We start from the raw sequence: 15,936 nt of genomic DNA on the forward strand, positions 1-15,936 counted from the left end.
GAGGTCTTGTTCAGGTACTCGTGGATGTTCAAGCTGGTAGTCATGGTCGTGTAGTGCAGAGCACTCTTGCAGCGAGGTCCACCGTGTGACGAGCACCGAAGGCCCCGGTGGCACGGTCGCAGGCGACTTCCAATATAGAGCGCCTGACTGACCAAACGGTCTAGTCTTTGCGCTTGTGTGAAGTGCTTGGGGCCGCGCTGCTGCGTAACTCGGCGAGCTGGTTGTCTACCCGCACGGTGATGATCGTTGCCAAGGAGGTTTTGCGCCCACTGACTGGCGCGCCTGTGCGCAGCGGCATTGAGTACTGGGCTCGTCGCCTACACCGTTCGAGCTGCACGCGGTACGTAGCGGCGCTATCAGACCCACAGAGCGAAGCCGACCGCAGTTTGGAACCGAGCGTTGCGCCAGCGCATTGCCGCGCTGGTGCAAAGTCGAGCTGCGCAGGTCATGGTCAAGGTCACCAGAGGTGGAAGGGGTATGCGAGCCATCACGGCGCACTTTCACTACATCAGCAAGCACGGTCGCTTGCCAATGGAGGACGAACGGGGCGACGCAGTACGAGGCCGAGAGGAGTTGGAACTGCTGTTAGACGAGTGGCGCTGAGGCGGTAGTCACATCGCCGAACACGCCGAGCGGCGCGAGGCCTACAACATCATGCTGTCGATGCCGCGCGGCACCGACCCGTCCATCGTGCAGCGAGCGGCCCGCGAGTTTGCCCAGGCCGAGCTGGCCGATCACAAGTACGTGTTGGTGCTGCACGGCCATTAAGCCCATCCGCCTGTCCATCTCAGCGTGAGAGCGAAGTCGAATCATTGACGACGGCTGAATCCGCGAAAGGCGGATCTGCAGCGTTGGCGCGAGACCTTTGCCGAGAAGCTGCTTGCTTGGGGCGTTTAGGCAGAGGCCACGCGTGCTGCCACACGTGGTGTGCGCGGGCGTGATGAGCCGCTATGGCGACGGCAGGCTTGGGTGCAGCAGCGGCTACGGAGGGACGGTTCGAATCGCTTGGCGTGTGCCGCCCCGTCCCATGTCTTGGCACGCCAAGCCTTGGCCCACGTCGGGCAGATTCTTGTCCGATCAGGGGACCCTCAGGATCGCGACCTGGCTCGTCAGCTTGCTGCATTCATGCAGCGGATACCCAACTTTCGGCTTTCAGAACGCATGACGCCGCCAACTGCTCGGGATGCTTCATGGAACCGCCACTCAGAGCCACGCCGTTAATGGCCAGTCCCGTTCAACTTCTTGACGTTGCGACCGCAGCGGACACGCCGGGGTCGGCTGAGCTGCACATGATGCCGGCGAGATGCGTGATGACATGGACCGGTGCCGGGTCCGGGGTGGCACAATCCACGCGGCGAGGGCGGCGACGAGGCGAGGCACCCGCTGGGGCGACGAAGTAGGCAATAGACCTGAGAGGTTCCGACGCAGGCCAGGTGCCTAGATCAGGTGCCCAAACGCTCGGCGCGGCTATTGCGCGCTTCAAGCATGCACGCCACGAGGTCGCGCACGATGCGTGACTTGGGCAGGTCGGGCCTGAAGATCAGTAGCGTCCGGAAATGCACCGCCGCTGAAAACGGGCGGAAGACCACGCCTCGTGCCGCGTAGCCATCGGTCGCATATGGATTCACGAGACCGACGCCCAGGCCCTCCATCGCCAACGCACAGACGGTCGACGAATTCGGCGTTTCCGCCACGACCTTTGGGCGTACGCCATGGGTCTTGAGCACCTTCTCCAGCTTGGCACGGACGGTGTCTTCAGGCGAGAGCGCGATGAAGGCCTCGTCGTGCAAGTCCTCCGGCTTGATGACGGAGCGCTCGCACAGGCGATGTCCTGTTGCCATCGCGCAAACGGCCTTCGGCGTCGCGAACAACTGGTGCTCGAGGCCGGCCACGTCGATCTCGTCGGCGGCCAGCCCGACGTCGAAGCGACTGCTCATTACCAACTCTCGGACCGTAGCAGACCCCGTGACCTGTAGCGTCACCGCGATGGAGGGGTGCTTCTCGCGGAACAGGCGCAGCGCGTGAGGTACCAGGGTGGATCCCATCGCAGCGAGGCTGGCGATGCGGATGTCGCCGGTCCCGAAGTCGCGGATGCGAGCAGCGCTGCTGCGCAGCCGGTCGAGGCCCTCAAAGGTGTTTTCGACATCACGAAAAAAGAGCTGGCCCTCGGCCGTCGGGACCAGGCGACCGCGCACCCGGTCGAACAGCTTGAAGTCGGTGGCCTTTTCGAGCTCCAGGATGCTACGACTGATGGCGGGCTGCGTCACTTGCAGGAGGTCGGCGGCACGCGAAGCTGAGCCGGTGACCATCACAGCTCGGAACGCTTCGACTTGACGAAAGTTCATCGGAAAGCCATCAGGTTTGCGCATAGAGGCTGCGTGTTGGATCATTGATCCGCATTGGTCTCGATTCTAGAGTTCTTCCACGTGCCCAGCGCCATCCTGTATGTGTTGCTGGGTTGACTGACTTCTTGAACTCTGGACTACGTGATGAAGATGCTCATGAATCGACGCCAGGTGTTGTCTGGTGCGGCCGCCGGTGCGGCATCCACTGTGTTGCCGGCGGCTGGTGCTTGGGCCAATGGCACATACCCCGACCGAGCCATCAAGCTGGTTGTGCCTTGGGCCACAGGTGGCAGCACGGACGTGCTTGCCCGCGCGGTCGGCCAGAACCTCAACGATCTCCTGGGAAAACCCGTCGTCATCGATAACCGGCCAGGCGCGTCCGGACGCCTCGGTATCGACGCCATGGTCAAGTCGCCTGCCGACGGATACACCACCGCTGTCATCGAGCTTGCGCACGCTATCGCGCCGTCGATCTTCCAAAGGATGAGCTACGACATCATGAACGACACGGCGGCCGTGTCGATGCTGGGAGACTCCCCGCTGATCCTGTTCGTCGATGCCCAGAAGTACAAGCCGGGTCAGTACCAGCGGTTCCTCGACGATGCGAAGAAGTCGACACCCACCTTTGCCATTGCGACCAGTGGCAATGGAAGCATCAGCCACCTCGCTGCCGGCCTGTTCGCCAAGGAAACGGGGGTTGAGTTTCAGATGATTCCGTACAAGGGCTCGGCGCCGGCGCTGACCGATGTGGCCGGCGGGCTTCTCGCTGGTCACATCTGCACGCTGGCCAGTGCGAGTAGCCTTCTCGCTGGCGGCAAGATCGTTCCGTTGATGGTCACCGGCAACAAGCGCGTTCCCCAGTTGCCAAACGTGCCGTGTGCCACCGAGCTCAAGCTGACGCGAATGGACTTCGGTCAATGGTGGGCTCTGGTGACCCCGGCCAGGATTCCGAAGCCGGTCCTTGAAACGCTCTACAAGGCGACCGCAGCATCCGTGAACGACAAGCGGGTGAAGGATCGGATCTCGAACCTGGCAATCAACCTAGGCAGCCGGTCACCTGACGAGACCCTGGCCTTCGTGCGCGCAGAGGCGACGAAGTGGTCCCGCGTCGTGGCCGATCTTGGAATCAAGCCGGAATGAGCAAGCCAGAGTTTCGCAGTCTGTCCCCCGCAGTGTGGCGAGCGTCCACGGTGCTATTCGACAGCATTGACGACTTCACGTCCCGCAAGGAACGGCTGTTCGACGGCTACACGTACGGCGTGACCGGCACGCCGACGACTCGCGAGTTTGAGGCGAGGGTGGCTGCTTTGGAAGGTGCGGAGCATTGCGTCGCTGCGCCCTCGGGTCAAGCTGCGCTGTGCTTGGTGGCACTCGCCCTCGTGAGCGCCGGAGATCATGTTCTCATCGCGGACTCCGCTTACGGTCCCTTGCGCACCTTCGCGCGTGACTACTTGCAGCGCCTTGGCGTGCATGTTGAGACGTTCGAACCCACAGCGGGTGGTGAGATCGCTTCCTCGTTCCGCCCGAATACAAAGCTGCTCTTCATGGAGTCGCCCGGCTCTATCACTATGGAGATGCAGGACATTCCGGCCATCGTGCGTGTCGCCAAGGCGGCGGGCGTTGTCACGGTTCTGGATAACAGCTGGGCGTCGCCAATGGGGTTTCAGGCGATTGACATAGGGATCGATGTCGTGGTCGAAGCTGCGTCTAAGCTCCTTAGCGGGCACTCCGACGTCTTGCTCGGCACGGTCGCGACGAACGACAGATTGCTGTACGAGCGCTTCCGCACAACGCAAAGCGTCCTCGGTCAGGCGGTCAGTCCGGACGATTGCTTTCTCGCGATGCGTGGTATGGACACCCTTGAGCTGCGCTATGAGCATCAGACTGCGGCTGCCCTGCAAGTGGCCACCGAGCTTGCCGAACACCAAAGCGTGCGCGAGGTCCTGTTTCCGCCGCGTCTGGGAGATCGAGCCCATGCGCGGTGGGCCACTTCGTTCCGGGGTGGCGGCTGCGTGCTGTCATTCGTGCCACGCTTCCAGGACCGATCCAGCATCCACGCCTTCTTCAATGCGCTCCAGGTTTTTGCAATCGGCGCGAGCTGGGGCGGAACGCACAGTCTGGCCGCGTTTTACCCCGCCGCTGAGCAGATGCGGCGGGTCCACTGCGCAGTGCAGGAGGGAATTGTTCGACTGTCTGTTGGGACCGACTCGGCGTCTAAGCTAGTCACTGACCTAAAGCAAGCGTTGGCCTGTGCGGCGCGTTGAACGCTCCCAAGCGCACGGTGAACAGCCCCGGGTTCTGGGGAGGCTCAACGCTCTGAGAGGATTGAGCCATGAACAAGTCGAACAAGTTCTCGCCCGAGGTGCGTGAGCGCGCGGTGAGGATGGTGCAAGAGCACCGAGGGGAGTACCCGTCGCTGTGGGCGGCTATCGAGTCCATCGCGCCCAAGATTGGCTGCGAGGCCCAACGCGTGAAGGACCTCGAACGCGAAGTGCGTGAGCTGCGCAAGGCCAGCGAGATCTTGAAGCTGGCCAGTGCGTTTTTCGCCCAGGCGGTGCTCGACCGCCGCATCAAGTCCTGAAGGACTTCGTCGACCAGGATCGCCAGCAGTTCGGGGTCGAGTCGATCTGCCAAGCCTTGCAGATCGCCCCGTCTGCGTATTGGCGCCATGCGGCCCGCAAGCGCAACCCAGCGATACGCTCGCGCCGTGCGCAGCGTGACGCGGGCCTGGTGCCGCAGGTCCAGCGCGTGTGGCAGGCCAACATGCAGGTCTACGGGGCCGACAAGGTCTGGCGTCAGCTCAACCGCGAAGGCGTAGTGGTGGCCCGCTGCACCGTCGAGCGGTTGATGCGCCGGCAGGGCCTGCAGGGCGTGCGCCGAGGCAAGGCGGTGCGCACCATCATTCCTGACCCCAAGGCACCATGCCCGCAGGACCGGGTCAACCGGCAGTTACGTGCCGAGCGGCCCAATCAACTGTGGGTCTCGGACTTCACCTACGTCTCGACCTGGCAGGGCTGGGTCTAAGTGGCGTTTGTAGTGGACGTGTTCGGCCGGCGCATCGTGGGCTGGCGCCAGAGCAGTTCGATGCAATGCCTTCGGCTTGTTCGGCCGCGGCGCTCGAAGCTGTGCCGGCGCACCACCAGAGGTGGCCCCAGCGCACCTTGCGTTTTTCGCGTGCCATCCATCTGCGCCGGCACCGTCAGCCTGGCAGCTGATGCACGGAGCGGTCCTAGCGAATGCGCAAGACACGTGAGCTCGCCATCACACGTCCCCACGGCCATGTCATAGCGCCGCCACAGGGACTGAAGGCGCTGCTCCGGCCGGTGCCAAGCGCGCAGCCGTCCTGATCGAGGCAAGTACGGCCTCACAGCGCAGGGCGTATGAAGGTGGCCAGCATCTCAAACGGAGGGTGGTCGCGCGCACTTTCTACTACCAAGCCAAGGTCTTGAAGACCAGCGACAAGTACGGGATTCCAGGGTGCGATGGGTCCACGGAAGTCTCGGCCGTGGCGCATCTGCGGCGGCAGCGGCGGGCGGGTGCCGGTGGTGGGCATGGGTGCGACATTGTTCTCGCGACGATCGGTCCAAGCCGCGCGCAGCGCATCGGCAGCCGGCGCAAGGCCAGTAGGACCGCGGCGCAAGCATGTGCGACCGCTACGCAGCCGGCATGACCCACAAATGCAACTGAGTTGCATAATGCGCGCTCCATCAAACAGGACGGAGTACCCATGAACACGATCACCCGCCACAGCGTTTGGGCCACCGGCATGGCCGGCCTGCTGGCCTTCAGCGGCAGCGCCGCGGCCAGCGGCATCCGCGCAGCCGAAGGCATCGGCTACTACATCGGCGTGGACAGCCTGCAGACGGTGGCCTCGGGCACCTTCGCCGGGCTGGCCAATCCCAATGCCGGCCGGCTGACGCTGCTGCTGGACCACGGCAACCACTTCCACGGCATCGGCGCGTACAGCTACACGGGCACCGCTGCCGCACCGGTGGTTCAGCCCACCAGCGCCAACAACCGCCTGCCCGAGCCGTCGTCGCGCGTGGACGAGGCCACCTCATCGATCGCGCTGCAGGCCGGCAGCGGCGCCTACGCCGGCCGCTGGGTCAGCCAGCCGCTGGCTGCCGGTGCGCCTGCGGCCGACTACAGCTATCTGGGCGGCGCATCCATCCAGTCGCTGTCCGGCCTGGGCACCGCCGCCGGGGTGCTCTACAACAGTAGCGCCGGACGCTGGAACGCCGCCTTCAGCGACGTGGTGGTGGGCCTGAAGCTGGAGAGCATCAGCAGCGGCCTGAAGGTGGCCATCGGCAACGAAATGGACGCGTTTGCAGCCGGCGTGGGCAGCGTGTTCACGCTGGGTGATAGCGGCAGCCTGAATTTCCTGCCCACCTTCCATGCGGATGCCAACGTGGCACCGGGTGTCTACAGCGCGCAGTTTTCGCTGGTGAACCTAGGCGGCAACAGCGCCGTTCAGTCGGGCGGCAGCTTTGCCTACGACTTTTCGGTGGCCGCCCCTGTGCCCGAGCCGCAGACGTGGGCGCTGATGCTGATCGGCCTGGCCGCAGCGGCCGGCATGGCCCGGCGCCGCAAGGTCGGCTGAGCGGGCCTGCGGCGCCGGCAGGCGCGGCATGCGCTAACGCGCCCGCGGGCGCGGCTTGCAGGCCGCGCAGTGGCCGTGCACATGGAGGTCGACGCCCTCCACCTCGAATCCCTCGGGCACCGACGGTACCCGCGGGGTGCGCGCCGGCAGGCAATACACCTTGCCGCAGTCGTCACAGTGGAAGTGCGCATGTTCATCATGCGCCTGCGTCGAGGCGCCCATCGCCGCAAACCGGCTCACCCGGTCGGCGCCGACCTGCCGGCTGAGGAAGCCGGCTTCCACCAGCGCGTCCAACGTGCGATAGAGCGTCACCCGGTCCAGCGGCTCGGGCAGCGCGGCCTCGATGTCGGCATGGCTGAGCGCAGCGCGCGCGCTCTCCACCATGTCCATCACCGACAACCGGGCCGCAGTGACGCGCATGCCGGCTTCGGCCAGGCGCTGGCGATAGGCGGCCAGCCGCTCTTCCCGCTGCTGGGCTGGCTGGTGGTCGCGCCTGGCGCGCGCTGGCTTGGTCGTCGGCATGACCAAATTGTAGAAGCGCACGCCGCCAGGCAGATCTGCAGGTTTTGTCGCCGGTCAATACGGGTTGTCGGGCGACACCGCATGAAGGTAGCGATTGCCCAGCGCATCGCTGGCGGTGATCACCACGCTGAGCCAGATGGTGCGCTGGCCGTCACGCGCGGGCAGCGCCGCTTCCCACAGCGCACCGGCGGCCGCGCCCGGACCGGCGGCAGGCAGCAGCCGACGCTGGCGCACGGCGGAAGCTTCGCCGGTGGCCGGGGGCAGCGGGGCGCGATGCCATGCCAGGTCGACCCACAGCGCCTGGTGCTGTGGGTCCTGCGGAGGCGACCAGGTCTGGGACAGCACGAGCGCATCTCCTGCCCCGTCGGCCAGTGGCGCGCCCAGCAGGCGGGCTAGCGTGGGCTGGGCGAGCGGCTGGCCCTGCAGGCTCCAGCGGGCGAAGTGGCGGGCCTGCTGCAGGTGCAGAGCGGCTTCGTCCGGCGGCGCGCCGGGCAGCCGGGCCACCAGCGTGTGCAGCGCCTGACCCGCTGCGTCCATCAGCGTGAATCGGTAGCCACTTCCGGTGGCCAGCGATTGCCAGCCGGCGGCACAGCCCTCCTGCGCCTGCGCCTGCACAGGCGCGCCGTCGCCCGCCTGCTCAGCGGCACAGTGGCCCACCTGCACCCCCTGCCAGGGCTCGCCGCCTTGCGGATCCAGGGTGAAGCTGGCCGTGCCGGCGCCGGGTGCTGGCCGGTACAGCCGCAGCCCGGACTCGGACAGGCCGGGGCCTTGCACCCGCACCTGGCGGGCGCGGGGGTCGGATTGCCAGGCATCGACCTCGAACAGCACATGGTTGCGCACCAGCGCGCTGGGCTGGCCCAGCAGCCGGCTGTGCGCGGCATGCTCGGCCAGCCGTTGCGCGGGCGTGTCCGCATCGGAGCGGTACAGCGCCCGCAGGCCGAAGCCCGCCTCGTCGGGGCTGCCCAGGTCCAGCCAGCCCGGGGCTGGCACGCCTGCCAGGCCGCCCTCGATGGCGCATCGCTCACGCAGGCTGTCGGTCAGCAGCACGCTTCCGATGGCGCACACCGCGCCAGTGAGCCGTCGGACCTCTTCCGCCGGCTGCGGCCGCGGGCCCAGCACGGCGGCATGGCGCACCCGCACGCGGGCGCCCAGGCCATCGCCGGCCAGTTGCCAGCCGGCAGGGCCCAGGCGGAACCACATGCGTTCGTCCCAGGCGGGCTGCGGCGCAGCCGGCTGCACGCGGAAGGCGATCAACAGGCGCCGGCCTTCATCGGCCACCTGCAGCAGGCGCAGCTGATCGAAGCCCACGCCAAGCAGGCTATAGCCGCCCTCGGTGATGGCGTCCTGCCTGCGCAGCACCTGGGCCACATACGTAGGTGCGTCCAGGCCGGCATGCATGAAGCCTTCGGCCAGCCAGGGCAGCAGTGCTTCGGCCGGCGGCATGGCCGGGGCGAAGGCGTCCGCCAGCTGCTGCAGCCGCTGCTGCACTGCCGGCAGCGCCGCCTGGCCGGCCTGCCAGGCGGCCAGGGCTGGCGGCGTGGGTGCAGGCAGCGCAGCGGCGCCGGCAGCGCGCCCGGGCTGCACGATGACGGCCTGGTCATCGGCCTGCACCAGCTCGCCGGGCGGCTGGACCGCAGCCGCGGGGCTGGCGCCATGCCGCAGCTGGTAGCCGCTTTCCACCGCCGTGACCTGCAGCGCGGCCAGCGCCTGCGCCAGGCCGGCGGCCTGCGGCATCGGCGTGGTGCGCAGGTCGATGGATGCGGCCACGCCCATTGCATCCAGCAGCGGGCGCAGGACGGCTTCGATGCGCGTCTCGCTGTCGGCCAGGCTGGCGTCGATGCGCGCGAATTCAGCGCGGCCGGCCTGCAGCAGGTCGGCCGGCCGGCCGCCCAGGGCTTCGGCCACGATCAGCTCCGTGATGGGGGTGACGTTGACCGCCACCTGTCCTGCTTCAGTGCCCGATGCCGCCGCATGCAGCCACTGCGCCTGGCCACCGCTGCGCACCAGGGCCTGCACCAGCAGCGCGCCGGCGAGCCCGCTCACGTCGATGTCGTAGCGGCCGGCATCGTCGCTCTGGCCCGCCGCTTCGCGGCCGCGGCCGTCGATCACACGCAGCGGCACCGCGGCCATCGGCTGGCCGGTGCTTACCGTGCCCGTCAGGCGGCCGGCGGCGCAGCCGTCGCAGCGCTGCGCGGGTTGCGGCGCGCCCAGGCTGTCCTCGCCGCGGCCGTCCCCGCCGCCACACGCAGCCAGCAAGCAGGACAGTGCCACGCTGCACAGCAGGCGGCGGGCGTTCATAGCGTCATCTCCAGTCCGGCCTGCAGCGTGCGGCCGGGCTCGGGCGCGTAGTTGCGGATGAAGGAAGCGCTGTTGCGCACCTCCTGGTTGCCCAGGTTGCGGCCGACGACGAACCAGGTCAGCGTGCGGGCGTCGTCCAGCGTGTGGGTCCAGCGCAGGCTGGCGTTGAGCTGGAACCAGCCGTCGGTCGCGGTCTCGTTGTCACCGGGGCGGGCCTGGGCGCGGGCGCGGGTGGCACGCAGGTCGGCGAGCCACGCCCCTTGAGCCACCTGCAGCGCCAGGCCGTAGCGCTGCGGCGGCATGCGCGGCACGTCGCCGCCGGGTTTCAGCCGGGCGCGTACCGCGTCCGAGAAGAAGCTCAGCCGCGGGTCGCCCAGGGTGGGCAGCGGCAGCTGCCAGCCCAGCTCCAGCTCGTAGCCGTGCAGCTCGGCCGGTGCCTGCTGGTACTTGGTGGCCGGCAGGCAGTGGTCCAGGCGCACGCACAGCAAGGTGGCCTTGCCTTCTTCGGGCCGGTAGAACCAGCCCAGGCTGCGCTGGTAGATGTAGCTGTCGCTGCGGTAGCGCCAGGCATTGGCGCTGGCGCTGAACCGGCCGTGGGCATGCTGCCAGCCCAGGTCCCAGCCGATGAGCTTCTCGATGTCCAGCCCGGTGTTGCCGAGGTCGAAGCTGCGGGTGGCGATGTGCGGGCCCCCGGCATACAGCTCCTGCACGTCGGGCGCGCGGCTGGCACGCCAGTGGGTGAGGGTGACGCGGCCACCGGGCAGCGCCGCAGTGTCGTCGGCTCCGCCCGGCTGGGCCGCGCCGCCGTAGGCACGCTGCAGCGCCAGCGAGCCGCTGCCGGGCGTGAAGCGCCGTGTCTGCAGCGGCACGTCGCCGCCCAGCGCGGGCACCGGGAAGCTGTCGGGGGGACGGCTTTCCTGGTGTTCCACGCGCAGGCCGCCTTCCAGCCGCCAGGGGCCGTGCTCCAGCCGCTCGATGGCAAACAGGCCCAGGCTGCGCACCTGGGTGCGGGGCACGAAGGCCTCCGGGCCCAGCGCCGAAAACACCCGGTGCTGCAGCTGCAGCCCCCACGTGCCGCTGAGGTGGCGCGCAGGTGCATGGTCCAGCTCGATGCGGCCCTCGCTCACCTGATTGCTGAAGCGGCTGCCCAGGCGTCCCTGGTCCGTCTCGTCATGGCTGTAGTCCACCCGCGCGGCGCGCACCCTCAGCTGCGGAAAGTGGGGTGCCTCCAGATCGAACTCGCCCTGCAGGTCCAGCCGCCGCTGCGTGGCAGCGATGCGCACCTCCTCGGGCGGCGGCGCCACGCCGATGGTGCCGGATGCATGCGAATGCGCACCCGGCGGCAGGCCGTAATGCTGCTGCAGCCGCGAGACCGACAAGCCCAGCGCGCCGCTGCCCGTCACACGGCTGAGCGCCACTGCACCACCCTCGCTGCGGGCGTCGCTGTTGTCGATGCGGCCATGGCTGTTGCGGCCGTTGACCAGCTGGAACTGCTCGCGGATGGCGTCTTCGTCCAGCGCCCAGCCGGCGATGCGGGTGCGTGGGCTGCGCCGGCCGTGCACATCCACATGCCAGGCCAGGGTGTCGGCGGCCGGGCCGTCCAGCCGCAGCATCGCCATGCCGCCGTCGGTTCCCAAGCGCGATTCGCCACGGCCGCGCGCCTGGGCGGGGCGCCGCATCGGGATGCGTTGTTCGTCCACTTCCACCGCGCCGCCGATGGCATTGCCACCGAAGCGCACGGCGGCCGGCCCGCGGTGCACCACGATGCGTTCGGCCAGTGCGGGCTCCACCATCACGCCGTGGTCGGCACTGACCGACGAAGCGTCATGCGTGCCCAGGCCGCCCTGCATCACGCGCGTGCGGGTGCCGCCCTGGCCGCGGACCACCGGCAGGCCCACGTTGGGGCCGAAGCTGGCATTGCCCACGCCCATCTCCTGCTCCAGCGTGGCGCCCAGCGTGGCGGCCTGGCGGTTGCGCAGGCCCGCGCCGGACAGCGTGGTCTGCGGTTCGGCAGCCGCGGGCGCCACGGGTTGCCGCTGCCCGGTGATGGTGATGCGGCTGGGCGCCTGCGCAGCCTCCGGCTGGGCCTGCTCAGGCTGCTGCGCCTGTGTCACCTGTGCCCCCAAGGGGCCGCCCAGCACGGCCAGCAGCAGCCAGACCGGCAGGTGCGGAAGCGGGCTTGCAGCAGACTGCAGTGACGGCACGATGACGACGGGTTTCAGCGATGTGGAGGTCGCGACTATAGATGCAACTGAGTTGCGCTTTCATGTAAAGTGCAACCGTGTTGCATCAACATTCAGGAGTGAACATGTTCCATCGCATCGCATTCAGCGGCCTGCTGGCCACGGCCAGCCTGGTGCCGGCCGCCGCCCTGGCGGCCGACCCGCACGAACACGCCGGCGACATCGCCGTGTCCGCCTCCGGCGGCCAGCTGGTGGCCGGCGGTGGCTACCAGACCACGCTGGACGGCACCAAGCTGTACGAGGCCACCTTCGGCGACCAGTTCGTCTACTACCAGACCAGCAACCCCGGTTTCCAGACGCAGGGCGGCGCCACGCTGCAGCCCAACAGCTTCCTGAGCTTTGCCGGCGTGGGCATGCTGCAGTACTGGACCGGCAGCGCCTGGAGCGCGGCGGCCACGGGCGACTTCATCACCGCGCGTGATGCAGCCGGCCAGGAAACCCGCTGGACTGGCACCGGCGTGCAGGCCGGCAGCAGTGCCTTCGTCGCGCGGGTGGACAGCAGCGGCAACGTGCACACCCACCTCACCTTCGGCACCAACCCCCTGGGCACCGAAGGCGCCTACCTGCTGACGATGCAGCTGACGTCGCCCGTCTACACCGCGTCGGCACCCTTCCTCATCGCCTTCAACTACGGGGTGAGCGAGGAGAACTTCGAGCTGGCCGTCGAATCGCTGGTGACGGCCGTGCCCGAGCCCGGCACCTATGCGCTGATGCTGGCGGGCATCGTGGCCGTGGGCGCGGTGGCACGCCGCCGCCAGGCGCGCTGAGCGCCGTGCACCGCGGGCCTGCGGTACCCCGCTCGCCGTGGGAACGCGGTGCCATCGCATGCGCAGCGGCTGCGGTGCTGTGGCTGGCGCTGCCGGCCCATGCGGTGCACTTCGACATCGAGCTGCGCACCAGCGCCGGCCCCGTGGCGGGCAGCCGCATCAGCACCGAGTTCTTCGGCGACCTGAGCGGGCTGGACCGGCTGCCCCTCGACCATGAGACCGGCTGGCGCATCTTCCCGGGGTACTTCGGCGACTTCGAAGGTGGCAGCTGCGCCACCGACGATCCGGGATTCCAGGCGTTCGGGGGCCACTTCCTGGCGGCCGAGGAACTGCACTACCGGGCCGTGGGCACACTGCTGCACTGGAGCCCGGCCAGCGGACGCTGGGGACCGGCACCGGCGGGCGTCAGCATCGCGCTGTTCGGCGCGGTGCCACCCGAGCTGCTGCGCAACTACATCCGCGACCCCGCGTCGTGGGCCGAGCAATACGGCTGGTGGCAGCGCGGCACGCGCTTCTCGGCCGCCGGGGTCATCGGGCCGCTGACCGCCGCCATCGCCCGCACCGGCGCCGGCGGCACGGTGCATGCGCACCTGGACTGGCTGATCAGCGCGGTGGCCGACAGCACCGCCGCCACGCCCTGCCATGCCGTCGGCAACGTGCCGGCGGGCGCCTACCGGGTGACGCTGGAGGTGTGGTCCACCGCCCAGGCCGGCGGGCAGGCCAAGTACGTGGCCTCGCAGCCGGTGCACATCGTGTTCGAGCACGGCCTGACCGAGGCGCAGCTGCAGGCCGCCATCCTGGCGCGGGTGACGCCACCGCCGCCACCATTACCTCCGCCGCCCGTCCCGGCACCGCCGCCGGCCCCCGTGCCATCGCCGGCCCCGGCGCCTTCGCCCGCGCCTGCACCTGCACCTGCACCTGCACCTGCACCTGCACCGGCACCTGCACCGGCACCGGCACCGGCACCGGCACCGGCACCGGCACCGGCACCCCCGCCGGCCCCTGCGCCGGTGTTGCAGCCTTCGCATGAGCCCTGGGGTCCGCCCGCCCTGCTGCCATGGGCCAAGACCCGCTGACTACGCATCGCACCCCTCTCGCTTATCCGGCGTAACTGCTGCGTTGGCTTGCGCTATGCCGATGTGGGTCTTGGCGCAGCAGCAACCCGTCACCGTGGCACAGGACGACTCCGAGCGCACGCTGCAATCGGGCACCGTCGTCGTCTCGAGCAAACGCAATCCGGTGGCCTCGCTGCCATCGTCCACCGTCATCTTGGGTGGGGATTAGATCCTGCTGAAGTCGCCGCTTCAGCAGGGCGTCGACATCTTGCGCAATGTGCCGGGCCTGCAGGTGTCGACGCTCAACCAGGGCGCTTCCGAGAGCGCTTCATTCTGCGCGGCTTTTGCCAGCGCAGGTGAATCGTTGGCCGCGGCTCGGGCAAGTGCACCGTCGCGCTCGCGATGCTGGGCTTGCCAGACCGCCGGACGGCACAGCTGGCCGGTAGCATCCACTTTTCAGGGCCAGGATTTGGCTGCGCTGCGGGAGCCGCAGTGGCGACGCATCCGCGGGACGCAGATCGGTGCTGTCTTCCAGTCGCGGCAGGGCAGTTTCAATCCAACAATGACAATTGGCCCCGTTCACCCACGAGATAGAGAGCGGGAATCTCGACTCGAAGGCCTTCGAATGCAGCTTACTGCGCCCATCTCCTGTCCTGCCTGCGGTAGTAGTCCAAGCCACCCCTGAATCCGGAGGACTCGAAGCTGCCGCTTCAGGCTGCGGGCGATCTCGGGCCGCACCACCACCAGCGCGCCGCCGCCGTCGCTGACCACGCAGCAATCCAGCTTGTGCAGCGGGTCGAACGACGAATTCAGCCATATCGGCAGGCAGTAGCCAAGGCAATGGTCCGCTTGGCTCTGGCAGCTTGGCCAACAGGCCTGCAGTGCGGCTCACCATCCCAAACGGATTGGGTGTAGCAGGGTCAGTGCGAGAACCGGCATCACCTGACGCGGAGTAGAAGACTTCCAGCAACGTGGCTCGAACGTCCCGTTCGAACTCACTTGCTGCCGAACCAGGCTCGGAAAAGTACAGCGCGTAAAAAGACAGATCCTTTTGTCTGTGGAAGAAGCTTGCTCGGTGGCATCGGCGCGCGTCCCATGAGGGGAACGCCCAGCGCCGCTACTGCGCGGAAGCGGTCGGGCCGTAGCTGCGTACTCGGGGGCATCTTGGCCGTGGCGGTGTTGCGAAGGATCGAGGGTTTGGCGTGTGTGGACTTCTTTGCAGTGGCCATTCGATCTCCTTGTAGATGTGTCGCCAACGCACCAAAATTGAGGTTTCGTTCCTGCGCTAAGTGGATTCAAAGGACGCCCAATGGGCAAGTCGCTGTATCCGCGTCACGGCTGTAGTTCGCTGAAAGCTCTCGACCTGTGGCGTACGTTCCGAGTGGCAATCTGTTAAGCCAAGATTTAGCCTCCCTACATTTAGAGATTGCGGCATACTCGCTGCATCTAGATTTAAAGGAACTTCAATGGCAAAGAAGTCGTTCGCTGATCTGCAAGCCGAGATTCAGAAGCTGCAAGCCCAAGCCAATGCGCTGCGTGAAGAAGAAAAGGCCGGTGTGGTGGCCCGCATCCGCGAAGCGATTACCGCCTACGAACTGACGGAGCGTGACCTGTTTGGCACCACGTCCCGTGTTGCTGCCAAGAAGCGGGGCCGCCCGGCCAAGTCGGCCGCCGCACGCGAAGCTGCGTATGCGGACGGAACGGGCAACGTTTGGGGCGGCCGTGGCCCCCGTCCGCGCTGGCTGCGGGAGGCGCTGCAGCAAGGCAAGTCGCTGGAGGACTTTGCCACGGGCGGCCGGCAGTCGACGTCCGGTGGTGCCGACGGCGATGTGGCAACGTCCAGCGGTGGCACCGCCACTGACAACGCGGATCAGCCCGCACGCCGCGGCCGCACGCCGGGCCGCCGACCGGATACAGCCGCCAAGGGCGTTGTCAGCAAGCGGCCCGTGAAGTACCGCGACGCCTCGGGCAACACCTGGAGTGGCCGCGGGCTGCGGCCGAACTGGCTGAAGTCGGCCCTGGCCAACGGCAGCTCGCTCGAGTCGTTCCTGGTCGACGCCTGACCGCCGGGGTTAACCCCGCGTCGGGAAGTGCGACACCCGCTGC

General features: G+C 67.9%; 11 protein-coding genes, 2 pseudogenes and 1 other annotated feature. Of the genes and pseudogenes, 8 read left to right on the forward strand and 5 right to left on the reverse strand.

The window, feature by feature from the left end:
• Positions 1–1,442: 1,442 nt before the first annotated feature.
• Positions 1,443–2,345, reverse strand: a complete 903-nt coding sequence (locus VO99_RS13555) for a LysR substrate-binding domain-containing protein (protein WP_046113425.1) — start codon at positions 2,343–2,345, stop codon at positions 1,443–1,445.
• Positions 2,346–2,489: 144 nt separating this feature from the next.
• On the opposite strand from VO99_RS13555, the gene VO99_RS13560 reads away from it, so the two are divergent.
• The 4 genes and pseudogenes from VO99_RS13560 (at position 2,490) to VO99_RS13580 (ending at position 6,945) form a co-directional block, all read left to right on the forward strand.
• Entirely contained in the window at positions 2,490–3,485 is a 996-nt protein-coding gene (locus tag VO99_RS13560) for a Bug family tripartite tricarboxylate transporter substrate binding protein (protein WP_083440579.1), read from the forward strand.
• Positions 3,482–4,609: a trans-sulfuration enzyme family protein gene (locus VO99_RS13565; RefSeq protein ID WP_046113426.1), complete on the forward strand. Its 1,128-nt coding sequence runs from the start codon at positions 3,482–3,484 to the stop codon at positions 4,607–4,609. Before VO99_RS13560 ends, VO99_RS13565 begins: the two co-directional genes overlap by 4 nt.
• A 68-nt stretch (positions 4,610–4,677) precedes the next feature.
• Positions 4,678–5,435: pseudogene (locus VO99_RS13575) on the forward strand (IS3 family transposase); the annotation flags it as partial.
• Positions 4,881–4,997: a sequence feature (AL1L pseudoknot), on the forward strand. Its footprint overlaps the pseudogene before it by 117 nt.
• Positions 5,436–6,072: 637 nt before the next feature.
• Positions 6,073–6,945 carry an all3515 family Zur-repressed PEP-CTERM protein gene (locus VO99_RS13580; RefSeq protein ID WP_198156941.1) on the forward strand — a complete coding sequence of 291 codons (873 nt, stop codon included), beginning with the start codon at positions 6,073–6,075 and terminating at the stop codon, positions 6,943–6,945.
• Positions 6,946–6,978: 33 nt separating this feature from the next.
• On the opposite strand, the gene VO99_RS13585 is transcribed toward VO99_RS13580, so the two are convergent.
• Genes VO99_RS13585 through VO99_RS13595 form a run of 3 tightly spaced genes read right to left on the reverse strand, consistent with a single transcriptional unit; the run spans position 6,979 to position 11,969 of the window.
• Positions 6,979–7,467 (reverse strand): Fur family transcriptional regulator, encoded by a 489-nt coding sequence (locus tag VO99_RS13585; RefSeq protein ID WP_157039562.1) that lies wholly within the window; start codon positions 7,465–7,467, stop codon positions 6,979–6,981.
• A 54-nt stretch (positions 7,468–7,521) separates the two neighbouring features.
• A complete protein-coding gene (locus VO99_RS13590; RefSeq protein WP_046113428.1) occupies positions 7,522–9,765 on the reverse strand; it encodes a hypothetical protein in 2,244 nt (747 codons plus the stop codon).
• Positions 9,762–11,969: a TonB-dependent receptor gene (locus VO99_RS13595; RefSeq protein ID WP_046113429.1), complete on the reverse strand. Its 2,208-nt coding sequence runs from the start codon at positions 11,967–11,969 to the stop codon at positions 9,762–9,764. Before VO99_RS13595 ends, VO99_RS13590 begins: the two co-directional genes overlap by 4 nt.
• A 104-nt stretch (positions 11,970–12,073) precedes the next feature.
• Between VO99_RS13595 and VO99_RS31295 the strand changes: the two genes are divergently transcribed.
• The 3 genes from VO99_RS31295 (at position 12,074) to VO99_RS31300 (ending at position 14,059) form a co-directional block, all read left to right on the forward strand.
• Positions 12,074–12,775: a PEP-CTERM sorting domain-containing protein gene (locus VO99_RS31295; RefSeq protein ID WP_046113595.1), complete on the forward strand. Its 702-nt coding sequence runs from the start codon at positions 12,074–12,076 to the stop codon at positions 12,773–12,775.
• 74 nt (positions 12,776–12,849) lie between these two features.
• Positions 12,850–13,851: a hypothetical protein gene (locus VO99_RS13605; protein ID WP_052736319.1), complete on the forward strand. Its 1,002-nt coding sequence runs from the start codon at positions 12,850–12,852 to the stop codon at positions 13,849–13,851.
• Between the two features lie 55 nt (positions 13,852–13,906).
• On the forward strand, positions 13,907–14,059 hold the full coding sequence (locus VO99_RS31300; protein WP_232315358.1) for a hypothetical protein: 153 nt from the start codon (positions 13,907–13,909) through the stop codon (positions 14,057–14,059).
• Positions 14,060–14,499: 440 nt separating this feature from the next.
• Here VO99_RS31300 and VO99_RS31970 read toward each other — a convergent pair.
• A pseudogene (locus tag VO99_RS31970) lies at positions 14,500–14,628 on the reverse strand (thiolase domain-containing protein); the annotation flags it as partial.
• A gap of 668 nt (positions 14,629–15,296) precedes the next feature.
• Between VO99_RS31970 and VO99_RS30830 the strand changes: the two are divergent.
• On the forward strand, positions 15,297–15,893 hold the full coding sequence (locus VO99_RS30830) for an H-NS family nucleoid-associated regulatory protein (RefSeq protein ID WP_052736320.1): 597 nt from the start codon (positions 15,297–15,299) through the stop codon (positions 15,891–15,893).
• Positions 15,894–15,936: the final 43 nt, after the last annotated feature.

The sequence above is a fragment of the Aquincola tertiaricarbonis genome (genome assembly GCF_000969605.1).
In the GTDB taxonomy this organism is placed as follows: domain Bacteria; phylum Pseudomonadota; class Gammaproteobacteria; order Burkholderiales; family Burkholderiaceae_C; genus Aquincola; species Aquincola tertiaricarbonis.

What these genes read in the sequence shown, in the direction of transcription:
- VO99_RS30830 (WP_052736320.1), top strand. Translation starts at nt 15,297, where the DNA reads ATGGCAAAGAAGTCGTTCGCTGATCTGCAAGCCGAGATTCAGAAGCTG.
- VO99_RS13560 (WP_083440579.1), top strand. Translation starts at nt 2,490, where the DNA reads ATGAAGATGCTCATGAATCGACGCCAGGTGTTGTCTGGTGCGGCCGCC.
- VO99_RS31295 (WP_046113595.1), top strand. Translation starts at nt 12,074, where the DNA reads ATGTTCCATCGCATCGCATTCAGCGGCCTGCTGGCCACGGCCAGCCTG.
- VO99_RS13585 (WP_157039562.1), bottom strand. Translation starts at nt 7,467, where the DNA reads ATGCCGACGACCAAGCCAGCGCGCGCCAGGCGCGACCACCAGCCAGCC.
- VO99_RS13555 (WP_046113425.1), bottom strand. Translation starts at nt 2,345, where the DNA reads ATGAACTTTCGTCAAGTCGAAGCGTTCCGAGCTGTGATGGTCACCGGC.
- VO99_RS31300 (WP_232315358.1), top strand. Translation starts at nt 13,907, where the DNA reads ATGCCGATGTGGGTCTTGGCGCAGCAGCAACCCGTCACCGTGGCACAG.
- VO99_RS13590 (WP_046113428.1), bottom strand. Translation starts at nt 9,765, where the DNA reads ATGAACGCCCGCCGCCTGCTGTGCAGCGTGGCACTGTCCTGCTTGCTG.
- VO99_RS13580 (WP_198156941.1), top strand. Translation starts at nt 6,073, where the DNA reads ATGAACACGATCACCCGCCACAGCGTTTGGGCCACCGGCATGGCCGGC.
- VO99_RS13565 (WP_046113426.1), top strand. Translation starts at nt 3,482, where the DNA reads ATGAGCAAGCCAGAGTTTCGCAGTCTGTCCCCCGCAGTGTGGCGAGCG.